The organism is Chelatococcus sp. HY11 (assembly GCF_018398335.1).
GTDB lineage: Bacteria > Pseudomonadota > Alphaproteobacteria > Rhizobiales > Beijerinckiaceae > Chelatococcus.
Map to the genome: position 1 here is coordinate 3,113,029 of NZ_JAHBRX010000001.1, position 21,250 is coordinate 3,134,278.

The window sequence follows — 21,250 nt, forward strand, 5'->3', positions numbered from 1 at the left end:
CGAACCTGGCATCGCGAGAGATTGAGATCGCCCGATCAACGACGGCGATAGTTGCCGCCGCACGCACGTAAAAACCGAGACGCGGCCCTGAACCCGAGCTCATCTCCGCCGTCTCCCCGGCTAGTCCACTTCGGTTTCCTGTGCTGCAGTGCCATTGCTGCCATCGCCGAACCGCTTGACGCTGCCGTCGACCACTTCCAGCGTTGCGGGATCGATCTTCACCTTGAGGACGTTTCCGCTGGCGTCGGTGACACGTAGCTCGTAGCAGCCGTCGTCGATCTTCATCCTGTCGATGGTCCATCCGAAGTCGCCCGCAAGCCGCCCCAAGGCCTCGAAGGATTGTCTCTGCTGGGGTGGGACATTGCATGTCTCACCGGCAAATGCCGCCGTTGCCGGCAATGCCGCGAGCAGCGCTAGCATTGCGAATGTCGTTCTCATGTTTCCAACTCCTGCGTTGCGGTTGTTCACGAAGGAGATCACGCGTCGATGAACTGACGGGCCACTGAAGCACAACACGAAGTGTCGTCAGCGTTTCGTCAGCGCGACCGGGGCAGCTTCCGTTTCTCTGATACATGTCGGTATGGGTTGGCATGGGCGCCTCGGGCCGACTGCTTGGGGGCTCTGCCCCTTGGCGCGGCGCAACGGATCGCTGGGACGGGTTTAAGCCCTTCCGGTCCGAGCGCGCGCCGGGCACTCTTGATGTTGCATATTTGATGTCACTATCAATGCCATCAATTGACTCACGGCGATATTAGTGTCATTTGAAGTGACATTAATTCAATGGAGGCAGCCATGGCCGAGACGCGCAGCTACAACAGCCCGCTGCGAGAGGAGAAAGTCCGCGAAACGCGCGAGGCTATCCTTCATGCTCTTTATCGTCTGATGAGCACATCGGCCGTTCCGGACGAGATCAGCATGGACGCCATCGCCGCGGAGGCTGGCATCCAGAGACGCACCGTCTTCCGCCATTTTCCGACGAAGGACGACTTGCTGACCGCTTTCTGGCCCTGGCTCAACGCGCTGATCGGCACGTCCATCGCCCCGGACAACGCCAAGGATATCGTCACCGGTCCCCAGGACGCCTTTCCCCGCTTCGATGCGCATGAGGCGGCGATCCGGGCCTCGCTTCACTCGCCAACAGGGCGTGCCATGCGGGCGAGCATGATCCCGGCCCGGCGCCTGCGCTTTGCAGGGGCGCTTGCCACCATTCTCGAAAACCTTCCGCCGGCCGAAGCCCGAAAGGTCGAGGCGCTGGCACACCTTCTCTATTCGGCCTCCGCCTGGGAGGTCCTCAAGGACTACGGCGGTCTCGACGGCGCCCAAGCCGGTGAGACCGCCTCTTGGGCGCTCGAAACGATCCTGTCCGCGGTCGCCTCGGGCTCGTCACCGCGGACATGACATCAAAAGCCAGGAGATATTGGCAATGAGCATACAGGTAACATCTGCGCAGGATGGCGAGACCCGCTGGGTTGTCGCCGACCGCATCCGCTTTCTCGGCGGACCTGCGGGCGCGAACCTCGAACTGGTCGAGGTCGAGATTCCGCCGGGTTCCGGCACGCCGCCACACAGTCACGCCTCGCCGGAACTGTTCTACATACTCGACGGCGAGATCACCATTCGGCACTTCGCCGCCGGCAAGCCGCCCGAGGTCGTTGCGGCGAGAGCCGGAACCTCGGTTCGCATCGACGGTTATGCGCCGCACAACTATGTCAATGAGAGCGATCGATCCGCTCGCATGCTGGTACTGGTCGAGCCCTCGATGACGGCGTTCTTCCGGGAGATCGGCACGACGGAGCCACAGGCCGCACCGGACTTCGCCCGTATTGGCGCTGCCATGCAGCGTCACGGTATCGAAGCTTTGCAGATGGCGTCCTGACCGGTGCCTGACACGAGCGCTCCTTCCATCGAATGGGGCGCTCGTTCAATTGTGGCGGGCATGGACGAAACGGATGCGCCTGATCCGTAAGAGATAGAGAGGGGCCGGGACGGGTTTGAGCCCGTCCGGTCCGAGAGAGAGCGCTGGCGGGCTTGCCCGTTTCCGCTCTCCCGAGGATGCCCCGATGAACGCTCCGTTCCCTCTTGCCGATACGCTGTCGGCAGCACCGCTTGCCGCGCCTTCCGATTCCGCCGCCTCCGTCCGTGCGGCCGCCACGGCGCTTCTGCCTCACCTCGAACGCGGTCAGCGCGTCGATACTGCGATCCTGCGTGACGCCATGGAGACCGCGTTCGGCGCGTCCGACGCCACGGGCCTCTGGAACTGGAAGACAGCCTATGAGGCGTGCGAGGTCGCAACCGTCCTCTTCCTGCGCAAATACGGAAAGGCGCTTTTCCGCAAAGCCGGTTCTCCGGTCGCCGCGCTTCCGCTGCTCGGCAAGATCGCCGGTCTTCTGCCGACCCATACCCGTCGTTCGCAGGAGAGCCAGGCGCTCCAGCAATTCTCGACGCCGATCCCGCTCGGTTTGGTCGCCGCGACCGCGGCGGCCATCACGTCCGCCGACCGCGTGCTGGAGCCCTCGGCTGGGACCGGGCTCTTGGCGATCCTGGCCGAGCTCGCGGGCGGCTCGCTCGTGCTCAACGAGCTGGCCGACACGCGCGCCGCGCTCCTGTCCTCTCTCTTTCCAGCGATTCCCGTCACCCGTTTCGACGCGGCGCAGATCGACGATCATCTCGATGCGACCGCCGTGCCCTCCGTCGTGCTCATGAACCCGCCGTTCTCGGCGATGGTCCATGTCGATGGCCGCATGGCCGACGCCGCGTTCCGCCATGTCGCCTCCGCGCTGGCGCGGCTCGCGCCCGGCGGCCGTCTCGTGACGATCACCGGAGCGAACTTCGGCCCGGAAGCGCCGGCCTGGACCGCCGCATTCACCCGCCTGCAGGAGCGCGGCCGGGTCGTGTTCTCGGCCGGAATCGACGGCGCGGTCTATGCCAAGCACGGCACGGCCTTCGCCACGCGGCTCACCGTCATCGACAAGTTGCCCGCCGACGATCCCACGGTTTTCCCGGCGTCACCGGGCACCGCGCCGGACGCCGCGACGCTCATGGACTGGATCGGCGCGCATCTTCCGCCGCGCCTGCCGGTCGATCCGTCCGTCATCGTGCAGGCCGCGGCGCCCGCCGCCGCGCGCAGCGTGCGCGGCTATCTCAACCGCGCCGCCAGGACCGCGCCCGCCACGCTGATGGCCGAGCCTGATGGCGTCGCGCTCGACTATGAGATTATCGACGCCGAGGTCGGGGCCGACGACGACAGCCGCATCTCGGACGCGATCTACGAAGAATACGGATTGCAGGCGATCCGTATTTCCGGGTCTCAGGCCCACCCGACCAAGCTCGTGCAATCGGCGGCGATGGCGAGCGTCGCGCCGCCGAAGCCGAGCTACCGCCCGCAACTCCCCACCAACATCCGCGAGCTTCTGTCCGATGCCCAGCTCGAAACGCTCGTCTATGCGGGCGAAGCGCACTCCGACTATCTCGCCGGCGCATGGACGGTGGACGAGACCTTCGATCTCGTCTCCGCCGCGCGTGACGATGCCGAGAAGGCCGTGCGCTTCCGGCGCGGCTTCTTCATCGGCGACGGCACCGGCGTCGGCAAGGGCCGCCAGTCCGCCGCGATCATCCTCGACAACTGGCTTCAAGGCCGGCGCAAGGCGGTCTGGATCTCCAAATCCGACAAGCTGCTGGAGGATGCCCAACGCGACTGGTCCGCGCTCGGCATGGAGCGCCTGCTTGTCACGCCGCTGTCACGCTTCCCGCAAGGGCGGCCGATCACGCTCGGCGAAGGCGTCCTATTTACAACCTACGCCACGCTGCGCTCCGACGACCGCGGCGAGAAGCTATCGCGCGTCAAGCAGATCGTCGAATGGTTGGGCTCCGATTTCGATGGAGCGATCATTTTCGACGAGGCGCACGCGATGGCCAATGCGGCAGGAGGCAAGGGAGAACGCGGCGATGTCGCCGCCTCGCAGCAGGGCCGCGCCGGGCTTCGCCTCCAGCACGCGCTCCCGAATGCCCGCGTCACCTATGTCTCGGCGACTGGCGCCACCTCCGTCCACAATCTCGCCTATGCCCAGCGGCTCGGCTTCTGGGGCGGTGAGGATTTCCCATTCGCGACTAGGGCCGAGTTTGTCGAGGCCATCGAAGCCGGTGGCGTCGCGGCGATGGAGGTGCTGGCGCGCGACCTGCGGGCGCTCGGCCTCTACACCGCCCGCTCGCTCTCCTTCGACGGCGTGGAATATGAGCTGGTCGAGCACGCTCTGACGCCGGAGCAGACCCGCATCTACGATGCCTATGCCGGGGCCTTCGCGATCATCCATAACAACCTCGACGCGGCGATGGAGGCCGCCAACATCACCGGATCGTCCGGCACGCTGAACAAGCAGGCGAAGTCCGCCGCGCGCTCGGCCTTCGAGTCCGCCAAGCAGCGGTTCTTCGGCCACCTGTTGACCAGCATGAAAACCCCGACCCTGATCCGGTCGATCACCGTCGATCTGGAAGCCGGCCATTCGGCCGTGATCCAGATCGTCTCGACCGGCGAGGCGCTGACCGAACGGCGGCTGGCCGACATCCCGACCGAGGAATGGAACGATATCCGGGCGGACATCACGCCGCGCGAATATGTCCTGTCCTACCTCGAAACCAGCTTTCCGGTGCAGCTCTACGAGCCCTTCACCGACAGTGACGGCAAGGTCTCGTCGCGTCCCGTCTTCCGTGACGGCCAGCCCGTCGAGAGCCGGGAGGCCGTCGCCCGCCGCACCGCGCTGATCGAGAAGCTGGCGAGCTTGCCGGCCGTCCCCGGCGCGCTCGACCAGATCGTCCAGCATTTCGGGACCGAGATGGTGGCCGAGGTGACGGGCCGCTCGCGCCGGATCGTCCGCAAGCCGGGTGCCGGCTCCATGGGCGACCGTCTCGTGGTCGAGAACCGCGCCGCGTCCGCCAATCTCGCCGAGACGCAGGCGTTCATGGATGACGTCAAGCGCGTGCTGATCTTCTCGGACGCCGGCGGCACCGGGCGCAGCTACCATGCCGAGCTATCGGCGCGGAATACGCGGCTGCGCGTCCATTACCTCCTCGAACCCGGATGGAAGGCCGATGCCGCCATCCAGGGCCTCGGCCGCACGCATCGCACCAATCAGGCGCAGCCGCCGCTGTTCCGCCCGATCGCGACCGACGTGAAGGCCGAAAAACGCTTTCTCTCGACGATCGCGCGCCGTCTCGACACGCTGGGCGCGATCACGCGCGGCCAGCGCCAGACCGGCGGTCAGGGCCTGTTCCGGCCCGAGGACAATCTGGAAAGCCCCTATGCGCGCGATGCACTGCGCCAGCTCTATCTCCTGCTCGTGCGCGGCAAGGTCGAGGGCTGCTCGCTCGACCGCTTCGAGTCCGCCACCGGCCTGAAGCTGATGGATTCGACCGGCATCAAGGACGATCTGCCGCCGATCACCACCTTCCTCAATCGGCTGCTGGCGCTGACCATCGAGCTTCAGGGCATCCTGTTCACCGCCTTCGAGCAATTGCTGACGGCGCGCATCGAGGGGGCCATCACCAGTGGCACCTATGACGCCGGGCTGGAGACGCTGACCGCCGAGCGGTTCATCGTCACCGATCGCAAGACCATCTATGTCCATCCGGGCACAGGCGCCGAGACGCGGTTGCTTACAATTACCCAGCGCGAGCGCAATCGTCCGCTCTCGCTGGACGCCGCGCTCGGCCACCTCGATGACTGGCGCGCGAAACTCCTCGTCAACGAGCGTTCCGGCCGCGCCGCCGTGCAGGTGCCGACCACCAGCACCATGCTCGACGACGGTGAGATCGAGCGCCGCGTGCGTCTCCTGCGCCCGATGGAGGGGCACAACATCCCGCTGAAGACGATGGGCGAGACGCACTGGATCGAAGCGGATCAGGATGCGTTCGCCGCCGCCTGGACGGCCGAGATCGCCGAGGTGCCGGAGTTTGCCGACAACACGATCCATGTCGTCACCGGTTTGCTGCTGCCGATCTGGAAACGCCTGCCGAACGAGTCGACGCGGGTGTATCGCCTCCAGACCGATGACGGCGAGCGCATCATCGGCCGCAAGGTCTCTCCGGCCTGGGCCGCGAATGCGACCACGACCGGCGCGACCGCGCTCACGCCGGATGACGCCTTCATGGCGCTGATGGACGGTCGGACCATCCTCGATCTCGCCGAGGGCCTTCAGCTTCGCCGCGCTCGCGTCATGGGTGCGAACCGGATCGAACTCTCAGGCTTCACCGACACCATGCGCGAGCGGCTCTCGGCCGATGGCCTGTTCCACGAAATCATCTCGTGGAAGCTCAGGATGTTCGTGCCGGTCGACGCCAACGGGCCGGTCGTACTCGCAAAGCTGCTCGAACGCTGGCCGGTCGAGCGCATCGGCGAAAAGGAGGCAGCGTAAATGGCTCGCCTCGATGCCGGCGAGCTCGCAATCCGTCTCGGCCGGAAGGCCGAGGCGGTTTGCCGTCACTATCTGTCGTCCGGCCATCGCGCCGGGCGATACTGGCAGGTCGGCGACGTGCGCAACACGCCGGGCCGGTCCATGTTCGTCCGACTGACCGGGCCGGAAACCGGCAAGGGCGCAGCCGGCAAATGGACCGATTCCGCCACCGGCGAGCATGGCGATCTTCTCGACGTCATCCGCGAGAGCTGCGGGCTGATCGACTTCAAGGACGTTGCCGATGAGGCCCGGTCCTTCCTGGCGCTGCCGCATCCTGAACCCGGACCGGGGAACCGTGACTGGCGACCGGCATCGGCGCCGACAGGATCGCCCGAAGCCTCTCGGCGGCTCTTTGCCATGGCAAAGCCCATCGGGCGGACGCTCGTGGAAACCTATTTGCGGGGTCGCGCCATTACGGCTTTGCACGAAACCGCAAGCCTGCGCTTCCACCCCCGCTGCTATTATCGGGCCGACGAGAACGCACCGACCGAGACATGGCCCGCGATGATCGCTGCCGTCACCGACCTCGCCGGCGTCATCACGGGGGCGCACCGCACCTGGCTCGATCCCGACGGCTTCAGCGAGGCGCGTCTTGGCCGTGCGCCGATCGAGACGCCCCGGCGTGCGATGGGTGATCTCCTGGGAAACGCCGTCAGGTTCGGCATGGGCTGCGACGTGATGACGGCCGGCGAAGGCATCGAAACGGTGATGTCCGTCCGTTCGGTTCTGCCCAGGATGCCGGCACAGGCGGCGCTCTCGGCGGCCCATCTCAGCGCCATCCTGTTCCCGACGACGCTGCGGCGGCTCTACATCGCCCGCGACAACGATCCGGCTGGCGACGGTGCGATGGCGACCCTGACAGAGCGTGCGAGCGCGGTCGGGATCGAGACGGTCGTGCTCACACCACGCCTCGGCGACTTCAACGAAGATCTCAGGCTGCTCGGCCACGACGCATTGGCGGCACGGCTGCGGGACCAGATTGTCTCGCAGGACATTGCCCGCTTCATGCTGCTGGCGGCCTGATCTATCACGGTCAGGTGGCGGCGGCAACGCGCGATCGCGGGCCGGTTCAGCTATGGCGATCTACCTCCGGCGCGGAGAGGCCACACCCACGGCCTTCTGAGAGGGCGATCGGGGCGTCAGCCGTGCCGGACAGGCAATGCCGGTTGCCGACGATTTTCCGCCGCGTCCTGCGGACGCTTTGCATCGCGAGGCAAAATCGCCGGCCCCCGTCATCCTCCTCTGCGTTCCGGCCTTCCGCTTCGCGTCAGGTGCAGGTCCGTCCCGCCCGCCGCCTTTCGTCGCCACGAAGGCCGCGATGGGCGCGGCCACGAGCCGGAGGCAGACCACCATGACCGAACACCACGACACCGACTACGAGCCGCACCACGCTTCCTCCCCGACCGATCACGTCCTTCAGGAACTGGCGCTCTACGGCTACCGTCCCTTCGAGGACGAACCCGACCCGCGGCCGCTCCCCGAGGGCAATGTCGTGGCCGGCAGCATCGCCGACATCTTCGACGCCCTCGTGGTGGCGCTCTCGGACACCCGCCTCGAACCTGACCTCGAAGAACTGCTCTGGGGCACGGTCAACCTCTTCCAGCGCGCAGGCGACCGGATCGAACGCGAGCTGGACGACAACGAAGTCGCGCAGCGCCGCCTTCAGCGGGAACAGGACGGCTCCGAGGTGAAGTCCGTCGAGCTGGAGCGCCTGACGGCAGAGGGGCAGACCCTTCTCGAACGGCGCGACGCCTTCGAGTTGATGCGCGACCAGGCCGCCGATCACTTCGAGCGCCACACCCACTCGGTCTGGCGGCCGCGCACAGGCTCCATGGTCAACCATCGCAACCTGACCGCCGCGATGATCGACAGCCGCGACTTCCTCTCCGCGAAAAAGCACGCCGAGAACGAGGTGCTCCTTCCGCCCGGCCCGAAAGTGGCCTTCACCGGCGGTCTCGACTACAACGACCATCGCTTGATCTGGGCCAAGCTCGATCAGGTTCACGCCAAGCACCCCGACATGGTGCTGCTGCACGGTGGAAGCCCGAAGGGCGCCGAACTCATCGCCGCGAAATGGGCCAGCAACCGCAAGGTCACTCAGGTCGCCTTCAAGCCCGACTGGGCGAAGCACGCCAAGGCCGCGCCCTTCAAGCGCAACGACGCGATGCTCGACACCATGCCGATCGGGGTCATCCACTTCCCCGGAACCGGGATTCAGGACAACCTCGCCGATAAGGCCCGCAAGCTTGGCATCCCGGTCATGAAGCACGGCGGCGCGTAAAGCGCCGCCGCAAGGCGGTTGTTTCAACCGCCAATACTTGACGGCACAGCAGACAAATGGCTTTGATGACGCTTCCTTGCAGAACCGGCGAAGCAGCATAGTCGCAGGCGGAGCGTATCTCCCGGCAGCCTGTCGTGATCCTCAACCGATCATCTGGAGGTTTCCATGACGCTGATCCTTCTCGCCATCTCGCTCACCATCACCTTCTGCGTGATCGCTTGGCATCTCGCCATCTATGCGTTGCCGGTGATGACCGGCATCACCGCCTTCCAATACGTCTATGCGACCGGCTCGGGCTTCATGATGTCCGCCCTTGTTGCCGTCGGTGCGGCCATCGGGTCCATCGTGCTGGTGATCGCCGTGCTCGGCTTTGCCAGGAATCCCGCGCTACGGCTGATCGCGCTCGCCATCTTCGCCATTCCGGCCGTCATCGCCGGCTTCGCGCTGGTCCATGGCGTGACCAAGCACATGATCGACTCGGCCATCGCCATCAACATCCTCGGCGGGATCGGCGGCATCGTCATCGGCATCGCGGCGGTGCTGAACCTCAATGCGGTCGGAACGGTTGCGCTTTCACGCTGACATCGCTGCTGCGGTGATGTTGGCGGCATGGGCCTGAAAGGAAGGGTGTCGCCCTTCGGGCCGCGCTTTCGGCTGCGCCGGAACCACGCCTGCGGCGCGTTTCCGCCATTCGGCTTCAATCGCTGACACGGGGCGGCGGCGATCCATCGCTCCCATGACCATCCCGGCAGCTTTCGCCGCCGGGCCTCCCGCCGTCCGATCAGAACAGAGTGTCATCGCCGTCGTTGAACCGCCATCGCAGTGTCGGCCGCTCCGTTCGGCCAGGTGCGTCGGGATCGGTCGGGATCTGCGATCGCGGCGGGCGATGCGGTGCCGGTCAGCCCATGGCGTTGCGCTACGGACTGCACTGCGAAGACCTTCATGCCTTTCCTGCAATGAATTGGCTCGAGCTTCATCCCGCGGCACAATGATCCGGCTATCGGTGCGGGCAATCCGGCAGGCGTCATTCTGGCGGAAATTCTCGCTTGCCTGCGAAGCCACGGCGCGGGTCGGCAGGCGAAGGAGAACGTGGCCGGTGCGCTATCAGGGCGGTGCGTCTGGCCCTGTCGTCATCTGCCGCCAGCAAGGATGCTGTTCTGGCTCCGGTCTCCATCGGGCTTACGGAAGCACCAATCCCTCCGACTGACTGATCCCCTAAGTCCGTTCTGTTTCCTTCCGGCAACCCCCGCGGTTTCCGGCCGTGTTGCCGCGCCGGGCGCGGCTGCCCGCTCCACCCGGAACTTGGGGGTCAAGCCGCCGCCGAAGGCGGCGATGCAGGAGTCTCCCGACGGCCTTGGTCGGGTCTCGTCGGAGGGAATGGTCCCTCCGGACGCAACGGAGACCTACAATGCAGAACATCGTCATCCTCGCCGGCAACATCGGCCAGACCCCGGAAACCCGCACCACCCAGGGCGGCACCAGGATCACCCACTTCACCCTCGCGACCTCGCGCCCCCGCTACTCGGACGGCAAAGTCGTCCGCGACAGCGAAGGCCGCCGGGTGCAGGACACCGAATGGCACCGGATCACCGCCTTCAACGGCCTCGGCAAGACGATCCAGCAATATTGCGATACGGGCATGAAGGTTCTGGTTCGCGGCCGCATCCACTACACCAAATGGACCGATCAGCAGGGCAACGACCGCTACGGCTGCGAGATCATCGCCGAGACCGTCGATTTCCTCAGCCGGGCGAAGCAGACCGAGAACGGCGGCGACGACCAGGGCGACATGGATGACGACATCCCGTTCTAACCGGACGGCGGCAGACCCGGCGGCGAAAGCCGCCGGGATTTCTCATGTTCGCGCCGGAGCGCCGCCCCACTCGCATCGCCCCACAACGCCGGGGCTACGCACAGTCTCACGCGCGGGATCGGAACAACCGGGCGTGCGTCAGGCACATATCCGGCGGCGGGCATCACGCAGGTCACGAACGGCGGTGGCCGGATCGCGATCGTCAGGCGGCGAGCCAGAGCAGCACCGGCAATGGCATTGCAGGGACAACCGGCTCCGGCAGCCGGAAACCACCCCGCTCTTATGGCTTAACCTTGGTTCCGGCCCCGGCCTTCCAGGGTCAACCCTCATGGGGTCCGCTACGCAAAGCGTGCGGTCGCTTCGTCTTCGCCTGCGCGATGACCCCGGCCGAGCCCAGAACACTTCGGGTGCCCGTCGAGCGGGGAATGGTCCCCGCCAAAATCGGGAGCCGGACAATGACCCTCGCAACTGCCAACGCCTACGCCGCCAGCCTCGCCTCCACCCTGATGGTCGCCATCATCATCTTTCGCGCCGGCGACGGCACCATGAGCGTGATGCCCGCCACCGAATATGACGGCGACGACGACACCATCGTCTCCGAGATCGATCCCTTCGCATGAGACGGGGCGGATCATCCGCCCCTCCATCTATTTCAGACGCCGCCCGCCCAATGCGGTCGTCGGTGTGGGACGGGGCTGGGGCCGCCTCATAGGCTTCCCGACGCCACCCGGCCTCGCGAATCGCTGCGCCGGCAGCAAGTCATCGCGGGTTCCGCGCAGCGCCTTTGGGCTGGCAAAAAGAAGCCAGAACGACTAAAATAGCCGTAGTTCTGGAGTACGCGTAGGTCTGAATGGGAGGTGATCATGTATGATCACCGCCCGACAATCACGGGCCGCACGCGCGTTGCTGGGTTGGACACAGGAGACGCTCGCTGACAAGGCCCGCATATCGCTGACCGCGCTCAAACGCCTCGAATCCGAAAGCGGACTCGATGTGTACGAGACGACGCGCGATCAGGTGCGCAGGGCCTTGGAAGCTGCCGGCATCGTCCTCCTGTCCACCGATAAAGGGCAAGGAGTGTTGCTGGTCGATGAGCGCGGAAGTAAACCCAATCCATCCAACGGCGCGCGTTGATCGGCGTGCAAATCCCGTCGACGCTTGCCATCGCTCCATTTTGGATCAAACTTGGTCTAGATGCAGCAGCCGCTTAGTAATCGAGCCTGCACGATGATCGAGACATTCGAAGATACCGCACCGGCAGGGCAGGAACTGACCGCCTACGACAAGGCGCACGTCAAGCTCTACGCGCGCTTGCTTGACGCGGATGCCGATGGCGCCGATTGGACAGAGGCGGTGCAGATCCTGTTCGGTCTCGATCCCGCACACGAGCCCGAACGCTGTCGACGCATCCACGACAGTCATCTCGCGCGCGCCCGCTGGATGACGCACACCGGTTATCGGCACCTTCTGCGCCAGTCCCAGCGCTGATCGCCGATGCTCGCGCGATGCTCTTTCGACATCGCGCAATGTCGTCTCCCGACCTTCCGCCACCTAAGATGAAATAGGAAAACTGGCCGTTCGACTTGTGCGCGTAATATGCGAGGAGTTGAACGATGAGGCCAGATACAAGCGACTGGCGGGACGACAGCCGATATGACTATTTCGATAGCTTGCCGGTCGAAGGTCTCGCTTGGGAATGCCTTCGCCGATACGTTCCTTATCAGGAACTCTACAGCGGTCTAGCGAATACGGCCGCCGAGGCCGTACCGCTTCCGAAAGATGCAGAACAGCTTTGGGGGCTGCGATTTCGCTGCCAGGCCGGGCCTGTCCGCGCTGGACCAGAATGTCGTGTGGTCGCCCTCATGCGATGGCGCCGTTCTCATGCTGACGCGCCGACCCGAGTTTCTGCCGCCTGCCTCCGCTGCATCCGCCGACGCGTTCGCCGTAGGGCGTAATGCTCCCGAAGGCGCCTATGCGTCTGTCTCCGAGCACGACATCCCGGTGCTTCTCCTTTCCGGCACGGTTCCAGACGACCAGCTCGCGGCTCTGGTTCCGTTCGATGCCGACGTCCTCGACCGGATCGACGCCCTGACGCGAATGGCGCGCATCTGGCTCGGCCGCCCGCCACCGCGCGACACGCGCATGACCGCCGAGCAGCGGCGGCGCTTTCGCCTGAAGCTGCGCGCCGCCGACGGCCATATGAACGGCGCCACCTATCGCGAGATCGCCATCGCAATCTACGGCGCGGCGCGCGTCGACACCGAGCCCTGGAAGACTTCGCCGCTACGTGATGCCGTCATTGCCTTCGTCGAAGGTGGCCTTGCCCTCATCAACGGGGGCTATCTGCAACTCCTTCGCCAGCGCCGCCGCTCCTAGTCGCCGCGCCGCCATGGCCTCCGGGGTGGAGATTTAGGCCACCTCAAGTCCCCCATCCATCCCGCCGACGGTTCTCCGCCACCGTGGTCGTTGTCAGCCGCTGATCGCCAGCGGCCCCCAGCAACCCCACGGAGGCCCGCCCCATGCGACCCGATACCGCCGCGCTCCCGCCACGCTACCTGCGGACCAAGGAAGCCGCTGAGTTTCTCAGCCTGTCCGCCCGCACCCTCGAAAAGCATCGGACCTACGGCACCGGCCCGGCCTACCGCAAACTCGGCGGGCGCGTCGTCTATGCCGTCGACGATCTCGAAACCTGGGCCGAGCGCGGCGCCGTCACCTCGACCTCCGATCCGCGCGGCTCCGTGCTGCCCGCCAAGCGCCAGACGCTGCCGACCGGCCAGAGCGCCGGCCGATACGCGCGCTGATCGTGGCCGGACCCTTTCATGGTGGTGCGGCGTCGTGACTCTTCGGAGCGTGGGCAGCTCGATCTGTTTCGCGCGCTCCCCGGCGACTTCGCGCCACGAGATGCGCAGGATCTCATGGCCTATCCCTTCTTCTCCCTCTCCAAATCCCATCGCGTGGCCCCGATCGACTTTTCGGCCGGCGACATCACGATCCGCGTCGAGGCCGTTCCCGATCATGGCATGGCCACGATCTGGGACGCCGACATCCTGATCTGGGCCGCCAGCCAGATCGTCGAAGCCCGCGACAACGGGCTTCGCACGTCCAGGCTGATGGCCGCGACGCCCTATGAAATCCTCACCTATGTCGGACGCGGCACCAGCTTGCGCGACTATCAGCGCCTCAAGGCGGCGCTGGACCGGCTGCAATCGACCACCATCTCGACATCGATCCGCCAGCCGGCCGAAGGCCGCCGCCATCGCTTTTCATGGATCAACGAATGGCAGGAGCGCACCGACCGCCATGGGCGGCCGGACGGCATCGAACTGATCGTCCCCGACTGGTTCTACAAAGCCGTCCTCGATGACGCGCTCATCCTCACCATCGACCCGGCCTATTTCCATCTCACCGGCGGTCTCGACCGCTGGCTCTACCGCATCGTGCGCAAGCACGGCGGCCGCCAGCGCGATGGCTGGCGCTTCGACCTTCGCCATCTCCATCTCAAATCCGGGAGCCTGTCGCCGTTCAAACGCTTTGCGTTCGAACTGCGCGACGTCGTCCGACGTCAGCCGCTGCCAGGATACGTCCTGTCGCTCGAGGTCGAGATCGGCGGGCGCGCGCTGCTCGCATTCGAGCCTCTGGCAGCCTGTGGAAAAGCTGTGGAAGCGATCGTGCTATCGGGAACCCGCACTATCGTGCCATCGGGAACCCGAGGCTCGTGCTATCAGGAACCCAAATCACGGCTAAGTTCAGGAAATCACGCGCGGATTCGCACCCTTAACTTAGAGTCTAACGTACTGACTCTAACTTGTTGTTGTGAGTCAGTGGGCTGTGGAGACAACGCCTCTCCACTTCAATCTGTCACCGACAGACTGATCCGTAAAGCCGCTTTTACCGAACACGACATCGGCGAGCGCCCTCCAGGACGCGCGAACGCCGCCGTCTGCCGCCGCTGCGGCCGTTCCCTTCCATCATCGTCACGCTGAGGTGCGGCTCATGTCTCTCCGAGGAGCACTCGCTAACGTCCGTGGTCGGCATGGTGTCCGCCACATTCCGGGATCTGGAGACCAGGCGGTCAGGCTAACAAGCGCCGTGCGGTTTCGCCCGAAGGTTGCCGGCAACTCAAGTTTCGATCTCGCCCGTGTCCCCGTCTCCCCGGGAGACGCCGCTCCGCCGTGGCGGAACCTGGTGACGCGCCGGAAGGGCGCGGCCGGATCGCTTACGCTGCCATCATGCGCGAGCGATCCGGCCGCCCTTCAGGCCGACGCCATATCGGAAGGTCGAACCATCGACCCAGATCTTGTGCAGGAGCACGGCCAACGCCCGCGCCACGGCGGTCGCAGCCTTCTTCAGCCCCTTCTTCTTCATGAGCTTCAGCCCCCAGAGCCTGAGCTTGAAGGTCTTCGGGATGCGCGTGAGGATCGCGATCGCCGCCTCGTAGAGCATGGCCCGCGTCATCGCGTCCCCGCATTTGGAGATGCGCCCCGACCAGTCGGTCTCGCCGGACTGGTAGCGTCGAGGCGTCAGCCCGAAGTGGGCGCCGATGGTCACGGATTTCCTGAACCGGGCCGGATCGTCGACGGTGGCGCGAAAGGTCAGCGCCACGATGGCGCCGACGCCGGGCACCGTCATCATCCGGCGCACCGCCTTGTCTTGGCGCGCAGCCGCCAGCGCCAATCGGTGCATGCGAGCGAACTGCAAGCGCATCGCCGCGCGCGCGGCCAGCAGCGGCTCGACGATCTGCTCCAGCTCGGCAAGGCCGGCGACCAGTTCGCGCACGCGCCCGTCGAACTTGCCGATGGAGACCGGACCGACCTTCAGGCCGAACGGCCGGATCAGGCCGCGGATCATGTTCTCCATGTCGAGCACCTTGCCGAGCAGCGCCTTGCGGCCGGCAAGCAGCATCCGCAGCGCCTGCGCCTCGCGCGACTTGACGTGGACGGGCCGGAACCAGCCGGTGCGCATCAACTGCGCGATGCCTCGCGCATCGTTCCTGTCGGTCTTGTTCAGCATGGCGTTGAGCGCCGCCTTGGTGTGGCGGGTCTCGATGCAGACGATCGGCAGCCCCTTTTCATCGAGGGCGGCATACAGCCAGGCGCTGAACGAGAAGGCTTCCAGCCCGACCCGCTTGAGATGGATGCCCCATTCGGCCAGGAACAGCTCGATCGCATCCGGGTCGGACGGCAGTTTTCCTTCCCGGACGACCTTGCCCTCGCCATTCACCACGCAAACACTCGTCGCTTCCAGCGACACGTCCAGTCCCGCATAGAACTCCATGGTTCACCTCCGTCGCCGATCCCGACGGAGCACCGCGCACCGTCTTCCACGATCGCTTCACGAAGGCATCATCGCCACAGCCGAAACGCTGACCAGCGGGCACCAGTCAGTACCCCGGCTAACCAAGAATCTAACTTTGAAGAGCGCGCGCGCGATGTGGAAAACCTCATCCGCGACGCCGCCAGAAGCCTCAGCGTAGCCGCGAAAAAGCGCCTCCCGACCGCACAGGCCGGCGATCCCGACGCGCCCCGGCTTCCCCTCGATCCGCCGGGGGGACGCCGATGATCGTCGCGCTTCTCAATCAGAAAGGCGGCGTCGGGAAGACGACGCTCGCGCTCCATCTCGCCGGTGAACTCGCCGGGCCTGGCCGCCGTGTCACGCTGATCGACGCGGACCCACAGGGTTCGGCACTCGACTGGTCCGAGCAGCGCAGCCGGGAGGGCCTGCCGCGCGCATTCGGCGTCGTCGGCCTGGCGCGCGATACGCTCCACCGCGAAGCGCCCGAGCTGGCGCGCGATGTCGATCACATCGTCATCGACGGCCCGCCGCGCGTCGCCGGCCTCATGCGGTCGGCATTGCTCGCCGCCGACCTCGTGCTGATCCCGGTGCAGCCTTCGCCGCTCGACGGCTGGGCTTCAGCCGAAATGCTTTCGCTCCTGTCGGAAGCGCGCATCTACCGGCCGCAGCTCGTCGCCCGCTTCGTTCTCAATCGCTGCGCCGCGCGCACCGTCATCGCGCGCGAGACCGCCGAGACGCTGGCCGATCACGATCCGCCGGTGCTCGCCGCGACCATCGGTCAGCGCATCGTCTTCGCCGACGCCGCGCAGTCCGGGCGGCTCGCCTCGGAAATCGACAGCCGTTCGCCCGCCGCCCGCGAGATCGCTGCACTCGCATCTGAGATCGGGCGGCTGCGCATCGGCAACGGAGCCGCGTCATGACGGCCCGCGTCGAGAAGCGCGGCTTCGCCAAGCGCCCCGCCGATCCCGAGCAATGGATCAAGACGGCCGAGAGCTCGCCGCGCGCATCCGAGGCGACCGCCTACACGGCGCGGCTCACCATCGACGTGACGCCGGAGCTGCGCGGCCGGATCAAGATCGCGGCTTTCGGGCGCGGCGTCACCGTCGCCGACATGCTGCGCGAGCTGCTCACGCGCGAATTTCCCCCGAACCCAGGAGACCCCGAATGACCGGCACCGCGGCCCCGCGCGCGCGCGGCGGCCCAATGCCGTCCGCGCTCTCCCATGATCGCATGACCCGCGTCGAGCTGACGTGGATCGAGAAGAAGATCGAATACTGGATCAGGTTCGGCCAGGCGGCCAACGAACAGATCGTCGACCGTCGCCAGCGCATTCTCTCTTTCCGGCCGAACACCGTCTTCGCCTTCGTGCGATGGGCAGCGAACGACTTCGGCACGATCATCTCGCGCATCGACATCGTGCGGGCGGTCGAGCCGGGCGAAGCGTATCAGACGCTGCCTTTCGTGCGGCCGGGCGGCGAAATCCTGCTCAAGATCGAGGGCTGGCCGAAGGTCGAGGACGTGCTGCGCCATGTCGATGCGATCGAGGCGATCGGCATCGATGCGGACGCCGTTTCGCCGGAGCACTGGCGGCACGTCCACAACCGGATGGCCGCCGCCCATCAGCCGCGCGCCTACACGCTCGAACAGCATCGCGCCTTCCTCCTGCGCAGGAAGGTCCAGCCATGACGCGCGCCAGCCTCGTCCTCGTCATGGCGCTCGCCACGATGGGCATCGCCTATCCGGCGCTCACGCCGATGCCGGTCAAGCTGATGTGGAACGCCTCGGCCAGCGCGCCTGTCGGCTTCTACACGATCGACTTTGACGGGCCGTTCGACGTCACCGATCTTGTCGCGGTCGATGCCCCCGAACCGCTCGCCGCCTTCATGGCCGAGCGCGGCTATCTGCCCAGGGGCGTGCCGCTCATCAAGCGCGTTCTCGGCGTTTCCGGCCAGACCGTTTGCCGCACCGGCCGCACGATCACCGTGGACGGGATCGAAATGGGCGCGGCGCTGGAGCGCGACCGGATCGGACGGGAACTGCCGGTCTGGCACGGCTGCCGCCGCATCCAGACCGGCGAAGTCTTCCTCATGAACTGGCAGGTCCGCGACAGCCTCGACGGTCGCTACTTCGGCCTGACTTCCACCGACCAGATCATCGGCCATGCGATCCCGCTGTGGACCGACGAAGACGGCAACGGCCGGTTCGAGTGGCGCGCGCCGACGCGCTGACAGCTTCCCCCATCGGCGGGAGCGGTGCTCGCCGATGGCTTTTTCAACGCCACCGCAAAGGAAGCAATCATGCCTCAGATTGGTGAATTCAGACGCGAAGAGACCGGCTTCATCGGCAATCTTCTGACGCTGCTGCTCGTCCAGGACATCATCATCGTTCCGGCCGAGCCGTCCGACACCGAAAACGCGCCCGATTATCGCGTTCACGTCTTCGATGCCATGAGCAACGAGACCACCGCCGAGATCGGCGCGGGCTGGAAGCGCACCGGCGAGAAGGCAGGCGAATATGTCGCGTTGCTGATCGACGATCCGACATTTCCGCAGCCGATCCGCGCCAACCTGTTCCGCGACGACGATGCCGGAAATGACTGGTCACTGCATTGGTCGCGTCCGCGCGACCGCGCCGAGAAGGACTGACCGATGCCCGCTCGCCGTCCATCGACGAGCCATCGGAGTGCGCACGGGCGGCATCACGCCGCCCGGCGCATGGCTCTCTTTCTCCTTTCCGGCCTGATCCTCGCCACGAGCGCGACCGGCGCTGCTCTTGCACAGTCGGCCCCGGTGTCCCGTCCGGCCGCCGTCGATCCCTATGCCGCCCACATCACCGAGGCGGCGCAGCGGTTCGGCATCCCCGAACGCTGGATTCGCGCCGTGCTGCGCGCCGAGAGCGCGGGCGACGTGCGCGCGATCTCGTCGGCGGGCGCGTTGGGGCTGATGCAGATCATGCCCGACACATGGGCCGCCTTGCGCGTCCGATACCGTCTCGGCCGCGACCCCTATGACCCGCACGACAACATCCTGGCGGGCGCGGCCTATCTGCGCGAAATGTGGGACCGCTATGGCGATGTCGGCGCGATGCTCGCGGCCTACAATGCAGGCCCCGGCCGCTATGACGATCATCGTTCCACCGGCCGCGCGTTGCCTGCCGAAACGCGGGCCTATGTCGCCGCGCTCGTGCCGGTTCTCGGCGGTGCGGCCGCATCAGAAGCGTCAGTCCGGCGGGGCGATCCGCCGCCCGACTGGCGCGATGCGGCGATCTTCGTCGTGCGTTCCGCCGACGCTCGCCCCGCCGCGTCACGGTCGGCCAGTGAGCGTTCGGACGATAGCCGATCCTCCGTCACGGCGAGGCCGACCGACCCGGCCGCAACATCGGATTCGCCCCTTGTCGTCGCACGCTCCGCCCAAGGAGAGCGCCCATGAGCGTGCGAGCCGCCATTCGCGCGCAATCGTGGTCCGGCGTGCCATGGAGGGCGTCAGGGGCAGAGGCAGGCACAACAACCGGACGATGGCGAGATAAAAAGGCGCACGGTGCGCTTCGGTCGGTCGGTTGTTTTTGCTTGGGTTTTCGGCGCGTTCCGCACCGTGCCGCGCTTTCGCGCACTGTGCGCCGCGCGCCCATCTTACTGATTTCCCTGTGCCTTTTGCACCGCGCGGGGCTGCGTCATGGCCGATGACAGCGATATTCGCGTCCGGCCTGGGCGTATCCGATCGACCCGCGCACAGCAGGCGCGGCCTTTCATTGCGCAGGCGCTCGCCGCCGCGCAGAAGGCCGGGGGCCGCGTCTCCCGTTCCGGCAAGATCACGACGGGCAACCGCTCGCGCTTCGGGCGCGGCCAGCGCGCCAGCATTCAGGCCAATCGGCTGCTCACCGGCCGCTCGCGCATCGTGGTCATCAAGACCCGCGTGGTGCGCCATGGCGCGCGCGCCGCGCCGCTCGGCGCACACCTGTCATATCTGCGCCGCGACGGCGTGACCCGAGACGGGGAGAAGGCGCGGCTGTTCGGTCCTGAAAGCGACAACGTGGATGCCCGCGATTTCGCGGCGCGCTGCGAGGACGACCGGCATCACTTCCGCTTCATCGTCTCGCCGGAGGACGCCGTGGATATGGCCGACCTCAAGGACCACGCCCGCGAGCTGATGGGCCAGGTGGAAAAGGATCTCGGCACGAAGCTCGATTGGGTCGGCGTCGATCACTGGAACACCGACAATCCCCATATCCATATCATCCTGCGTGGCCGTACCGACGACGGCCAGGATCTCGTGATCTCCCGCGACTACATCAAGGAGGGAATGCGCGCCCGCGCGCAGGATCTCGTCACCCAGGAGCTCGGTCAGCGCAGCGATCTGGAGATCAACCGCAATCTGGAGCGGCAGGTCGAGGCCGAACGCTGGACGCAGCTCGACCGGCAGCTTGTCCGCGACGCCGGCAGGTCGGGCATCATCGACCTCGCGCCGCAGCCCGGCCAGCAGCCGGACGAGTTTCATGCGCTGAAGGTCGGCAGGCTGCGCACCCTCGAAATCCGTGGGCTCGCCGGACAGGTCGGACACCAGCAATGGTTCATCAAGGCCGAGGCCGAAGCCACGCTTCGCAAACTCGGCGAGCGCGGCGACATCATCAAGCGGATGCACCGGGCGCTCACCGAACGCGGGATCGAGCGCGGCTCGGCCAGCTATGTCCTCGCCGGCGAGAGCCTCGATGTCCCCGTCATCGGCCGCCTGGTCGAGCGCGGCCTTGACGACGAGCTGAAGGGAACGGCCTACGCCGTGGTCGACGGCGTGGACGGCCGCACCCATCACATCCGGCTGCCGCATCTCGACGCCACAGGCGACAGCCCACCGGGATCGATCGTCGAGCTGCGCGCATACGAGGACGCGAAAGGCGATCGCCGTGTCGCGCTCGCCGTCCGCTCCGATCTCGATCTCCAGCATCAGGTGAGCGCCACCGGCGCGACCTGGCTCGACCGGCAATCCATCGCCCGAGAACCCGTCGCCATGTCGGACGGCGGCTTCGGCGCCGAAGTGCGGGACGCGATGCGGCAACGCGCGGAGCATCTCGTCGGTGAAGGATTGGCCGAGCAGCAAGGCCGCCGCATCATCTTCAACCGCAACCTGATCGACACGCTCCGCCGCCGTGAAGTCGATGCCGTGGCCGGAAGGCTCGCGAAGGAGACCGGCCAGCCGTTCAAACCGGCCGAGAGCGGGGAATATGTCGCCGGCACCTACCGCCAGCGCCTGACGCTCGCCTCCGGCCGCTTCGCCATGATCGACGACGGCCTCGGCTTCCAGCTCGTGCCCTGGTCGCCATCCCTCGACAAGCAGCTCGGCCGCCATGTCTCGGGCGTCGCCCGCGACGGCGGCGGCGTCGATTGGGATTTCGGCCGCAAGCGCGGGCTCGGCCTCTAGCTCCAAC

The 21,250-nt window shown here is 66.4% G+C and carries 23 protein-coding genes; 21 read left to right on the forward strand and 2 right to left on the reverse strand.

Annotated features, from left to right (window positions below):
* Nucleotides 1-120: 120 nt before the first annotated feature.
* On the reverse strand, nucleotides 121-438 hold the full coding sequence (locus tag KIO74_RS14245; RefSeq protein WP_084639934.1) for a PepSY domain-containing protein: 318 nt from the start codon (nucleotides 436-438) through the stop codon (nucleotides 121-123).
* Between the two features lie 354 nt (nucleotides 439-792).
* Here KIO74_RS14245 and KIO74_RS14250 point away from each other — a divergent pair, with 354 nt between their 5' ends.
* The 14 genes from KIO74_RS14250 (at nucleotide 793) to KIO74_RS14310 (ending at nucleotide 14,523) form a co-directional block, all read left to right on the forward strand.
* Nucleotides 793-1,398, forward strand: coding sequence for a TetR/AcrR family transcriptional regulator (locus KIO74_RS14250; RefSeq protein WP_029075234.1), 606 nt, complete (start codon nucleotides 793-795; stop codon nucleotides 1,396-1,398).
* Between the two features lie 25 nt (nucleotides 1,399-1,423).
* Nucleotides 1,424-1,876 (forward strand): cupin domain-containing protein, encoded by a 453-nt coding sequence (locus KIO74_RS14255; RefSeq protein WP_029075233.1) that lies wholly within the window; start codon nucleotides 1,424-1,426, stop codon nucleotides 1,874-1,876.
* 184 nt (nucleotides 1,877-2,060) lie between these two features.
* Complete coding sequence (locus KIO74_RS14260; protein WP_029075232.1) at nucleotides 2,061-6,407, forward strand: strawberry notch-like NTP hydrolase domain-containing protein; 4,347 nt, start codon at nucleotides 2,061-2,063, stop codon at nucleotides 6,405-6,407.
* Nucleotides 6,408-7,469, forward strand: coding sequence for a DUF7146 domain-containing protein (locus KIO74_RS14265; protein WP_213332553.1), 1,062 nt, complete (start codon nucleotides 6,408-6,410; stop codon nucleotides 7,467-7,469).
* 328 nt (nucleotides 7,470-7,797) lie between these two features.
* Nucleotides 7,798-8,727 carry a DUF2493 domain-containing protein gene (locus tag KIO74_RS14270; RefSeq protein ID WP_213335272.1) on the forward strand — a complete coding sequence of 310 codons (930 nt, stop codon included), beginning with the start codon at nucleotides 7,798-7,800 and terminating at the stop codon, nucleotides 8,725-8,727.
* Between the two features lie 165 nt (nucleotides 8,728-8,892).
* A complete protein-coding gene (locus KIO74_RS14275) occupies nucleotides 8,893-9,309 on the forward strand; it encodes a hypothetical protein (RefSeq protein WP_029075229.1) in 417 nt (138 codons plus the stop codon).
* 826 nt (nucleotides 9,310-10,135) lie between these two features.
* Nucleotides 10,136-10,540, forward strand: coding sequence for a single-stranded DNA-binding protein (locus KIO74_RS14280; protein ID WP_029075228.1), 405 nt, complete (start codon nucleotides 10,136-10,138; stop codon nucleotides 10,538-10,540).
* 455 nt (nucleotides 10,541-10,995) lie between these two features.
* Nucleotides 10,996-11,160, forward strand: coding sequence for a hypothetical protein (locus KIO74_RS14285; RefSeq protein WP_169516635.1), 165 nt, complete (start codon nucleotides 10,996-10,998; stop codon nucleotides 11,158-11,160).
* A 247-nt stretch (nucleotides 11,161-11,407) separates the two neighbouring features.
* A complete protein-coding gene (locus KIO74_RS14290; RefSeq protein ID WP_029075227.1) occupies nucleotides 11,408-11,674 on the forward strand; it encodes a helix-turn-helix domain-containing protein in 267 nt (88 codons plus the stop codon).
* Between the two features lie 93 nt (nucleotides 11,675-11,767).
* Nucleotides 11,768-12,028 carry a DUF2285 domain-containing protein gene (locus KIO74_RS14295; protein ID WP_029075226.1) on the forward strand — a complete coding sequence of 87 codons (261 nt, stop codon included), beginning with the start codon at nucleotides 11,768-11,770 and terminating at the stop codon, nucleotides 12,026-12,028.
* 125 nt (nucleotides 12,029-12,153) lie between these two features.
* Entirely contained in the window at nucleotides 12,154-12,495 is a 342-nt protein-coding gene (locus tag KIO74_RS31790) for a transcriptional regulator domain-containing protein (protein ID WP_245576856.1), read from the forward strand.
* Entirely contained in the window at nucleotides 12,422-12,916 is a 495-nt protein-coding gene (locus tag KIO74_RS14300; RefSeq protein WP_245576855.1) for a DUF2285 domain-containing protein, read from the forward strand. Before KIO74_RS31790 ends, KIO74_RS14300 begins: the two co-directional genes overlap by 74 nt.
* Before the next feature lie 143 nt (nucleotides 12,917-13,059).
* Nucleotides 13,060-13,341, forward strand: coding sequence for a helix-turn-helix transcriptional regulator (locus KIO74_RS14305; RefSeq protein WP_029075224.1), 282 nt, complete (start codon nucleotides 13,060-13,062; stop codon nucleotides 13,339-13,341).
* A gap of 18 nt (nucleotides 13,342-13,359) precedes the next feature.
* Nucleotides 13,360-14,523: a replication initiator protein A gene (locus tag KIO74_RS14310; protein WP_249730990.1), complete on the forward strand. Its 1,164-nt coding sequence runs from the start codon at nucleotides 13,360-13,362 to the stop codon at nucleotides 14,521-14,523.
* A gap of 244 nt (nucleotides 14,524-14,767) precedes the next feature.
* Here KIO74_RS14310 and KIO74_RS14315 read toward each other — a convergent pair whose 3' ends face one another.
* Nucleotides 14,768-15,814 (reverse strand): IS110 family RNA-guided transposase, encoded by a 1,047-nt coding sequence (locus KIO74_RS14315; RefSeq protein WP_029075223.1) that lies wholly within the window; start codon nucleotides 15,812-15,814, stop codon nucleotides 14,768-14,770.
* Between the two features lie 281 nt (nucleotides 15,815-16,095).
* Here KIO74_RS14315 and parA point away from each other — a divergent pair, with 281 nt between their 5' ends.
* The 7 genes from parA to KIO74_RS14350 all read left to right on the forward strand — a co-directional run bounded on the left by parA (nucleotide 16,096) and on the right by KIO74_RS14350 (nucleotide 21,243).
* Nucleotides 16,096-16,752, forward strand: a complete 657-nt coding sequence (gene parA / locus KIO74_RS14320; RefSeq protein ID WP_213332554.1) for a ParA family partition ATPase — start codon at nucleotides 16,096-16,098, stop codon at nucleotides 16,750-16,752.
* Nucleotides 16,749-17,000: a ribbon-helix-helix protein gene (locus KIO74_RS14325; RefSeq protein WP_029075221.1), complete on the forward strand. Its 252-nt coding sequence runs from the start codon at nucleotides 16,749-16,751 to the stop codon at nucleotides 16,998-17,000. The genes parA and KIO74_RS14325 overlap by 4 nt, the downstream gene beginning before the upstream one ends.
* Complete coding sequence (locus tag KIO74_RS14330) at nucleotides 16,997-17,518, forward strand: DUF2840 domain-containing protein (RefSeq protein WP_029075220.1); 522 nt, start codon at nucleotides 16,997-16,999, stop codon at nucleotides 17,516-17,518. Before KIO74_RS14325 ends, KIO74_RS14330 begins: the two co-directional genes overlap by 4 nt.
* On the forward strand, nucleotides 17,515-18,060 hold the full coding sequence (locus KIO74_RS14335) for a S26 family signal peptidase (protein WP_029075219.1): 546 nt from the start codon (nucleotides 17,515-17,517) through the stop codon (nucleotides 18,058-18,060). Before KIO74_RS14330 ends, KIO74_RS14335 begins: the two co-directional genes overlap by 4 nt.
* 69 nt (nucleotides 18,061-18,129) lie before the next feature.
* Nucleotides 18,130-18,477 (forward strand): DUF736 domain-containing protein, encoded by a 348-nt coding sequence (locus KIO74_RS14340; RefSeq protein WP_029075218.1) that lies wholly within the window; start codon nucleotides 18,130-18,132, stop codon nucleotides 18,475-18,477.
* A gap of 3 nt (nucleotides 18,478-18,480) precedes the next feature.
* Entirely contained in the window at nucleotides 18,481-19,260 is a 780-nt protein-coding gene (locus KIO74_RS14345) for a lytic transglycosylase domain-containing protein (RefSeq protein WP_051231286.1), read from the forward strand.
* Nucleotides 19,261-19,503: 243 nt separating this feature from the next.
* Nucleotides 19,504-21,243 carry a relaxase/mobilization nuclease domain-containing protein gene (locus tag KIO74_RS14350; protein ID WP_029075216.1) on the forward strand — a complete coding sequence of 580 codons (1,740 nt, stop codon included), beginning with the start codon at nucleotides 19,504-19,506 and terminating at the stop codon, nucleotides 21,241-21,243.
* Nucleotides 21,244-21,250 lie beyond the last annotated feature (7 nt).

Excerpts from the sequence above, each read along its gene's own strand:
- KIO74_RS14270 (WP_213335272.1), top strand. The coding sequence starts at position 7,798 with ATGACCGAACACCACGACACCGACTACGAGCCGCACCACGCTTCCTCC.
- KIO74_RS14250 (WP_029075234.1), top strand. The coding sequence starts at position 793 with ATGGCCGAGACGCGCAGCTACAACAGCCCGCTGCGAGAGGAGAAAGTC.
- KIO74_RS14295 (WP_029075226.1), top strand. The coding sequence starts at position 11,768 with ATGATCGAGACATTCGAAGATACCGCACCGGCAGGGCAGGAACTGACC.
- KIO74_RS14315 (WP_029075223.1), bottom strand. The coding sequence starts at position 15,814 with ATGGAGTTCTATGCGGGACTGGACGTGTCGCTGGAAGCGACGAGTGTT.
- KIO74_RS14335 (WP_029075219.1), top strand. The coding sequence starts at position 17,515 with ATGACGCGCGCCAGCCTCGTCCTCGTCATGGCGCTCGCCACGATGGGC.
- KIO74_RS14350 (WP_029075216.1), top strand. The coding sequence starts at position 19,504 with ATGGCCGATGACAGCGATATTCGCGTCCGGCCTGGGCGTATCCGATCG.
- KIO74_RS14265 (WP_213332553.1), top strand. The coding sequence starts at position 6,408 with ATGGCTCGCCTCGATGCCGGCGAGCTCGCAATCCGTCTCGGCCGGAAG.
- KIO74_RS14340 (WP_029075218.1), top strand. The coding sequence starts at position 18,130 with ATGCCTCAGATTGGTGAATTCAGACGCGAAGAGACCGGCTTCATCGGC.
- KIO74_RS14290 (WP_029075227.1), top strand. The coding sequence starts at position 11,408 with ATGATCACCGCCCGACAATCACGGGCCGCACGCGCGTTGCTGGGTTGG.
- parA (WP_213332554.1), top strand. The coding sequence starts at position 16,096 with ATGATCGTCGCGCTTCTCAATCAGAAAGGCGGCGTCGGGAAGACGACG.
- KIO74_RS14310 (WP_249730990.1), top strand. The coding sequence starts at position 13,360 with ATGGTGGTGCGGCGTCGTGACTCTTCGGAGCGTGGGCAGCTCGATCTG.
- KIO74_RS14260 (WP_029075232.1), top strand. The coding sequence starts at position 2,061 with ATGAACGCTCCGTTCCCTCTTGCCGATACGCTGTCGGCAGCACCGCTT.
- KIO74_RS14280 (WP_029075228.1), top strand. The coding sequence starts at position 10,136 with ATGCAGAACATCGTCATCCTCGCCGGCAACATCGGCCAGACCCCGGAA.
- KIO74_RS14255 (WP_029075233.1), top strand. The coding sequence starts at position 1,424 with ATGAGCATACAGGTAACATCTGCGCAGGATGGCGAGACCCGCTGGGTT.
- KIO74_RS14305 (WP_029075224.1), top strand. The coding sequence starts at position 13,060 with ATGCGACCCGATACCGCCGCGCTCCCGCCACGCTACCTGCGGACCAAG.
- KIO74_RS14330 (WP_029075220.1), top strand. The coding sequence starts at position 16,997 with ATGACCGGCACCGCGGCCCCGCGCGCGCGCGGCGGCCCAATGCCGTCC.
- KIO74_RS14275 (WP_029075229.1), top strand. The coding sequence starts at position 8,893 with ATGACGCTGATCCTTCTCGCCATCTCGCTCACCATCACCTTCTGCGTG.
- KIO74_RS31790 (WP_245576856.1), top strand. The coding sequence starts at position 12,154 with ATGAGGCCAGATACAAGCGACTGGCGGGACGACAGCCGATATGACTAT.
- KIO74_RS14285 (WP_169516635.1), top strand. The coding sequence starts at position 10,996 with ATGACCCTCGCAACTGCCAACGCCTACGCCGCCAGCCTCGCCTCCACC.
- KIO74_RS14300 (WP_245576855.1), top strand. The coding sequence starts at position 12,422 with ATGCTGACGCGCCGACCCGAGTTTCTGCCGCCTGCCTCCGCTGCATCC.
- KIO74_RS14345 (WP_051231286.1), top strand. The coding sequence starts at position 18,481 with ATGCCCGCTCGCCGTCCATCGACGAGCCATCGGAGTGCGCACGGGCGG.
- KIO74_RS14245 (WP_084639934.1), bottom strand. The coding sequence starts at position 438 with ATGAGAACGACATTCGCAATGCTAGCGCTGCTCGCGGCATTGCCGGCA.
- KIO74_RS14325 (WP_029075221.1), top strand. The coding sequence starts at position 16,749 with ATGACGGCCCGCGTCGAGAAGCGCGGCTTCGCCAAGCGCCCCGCCGAT.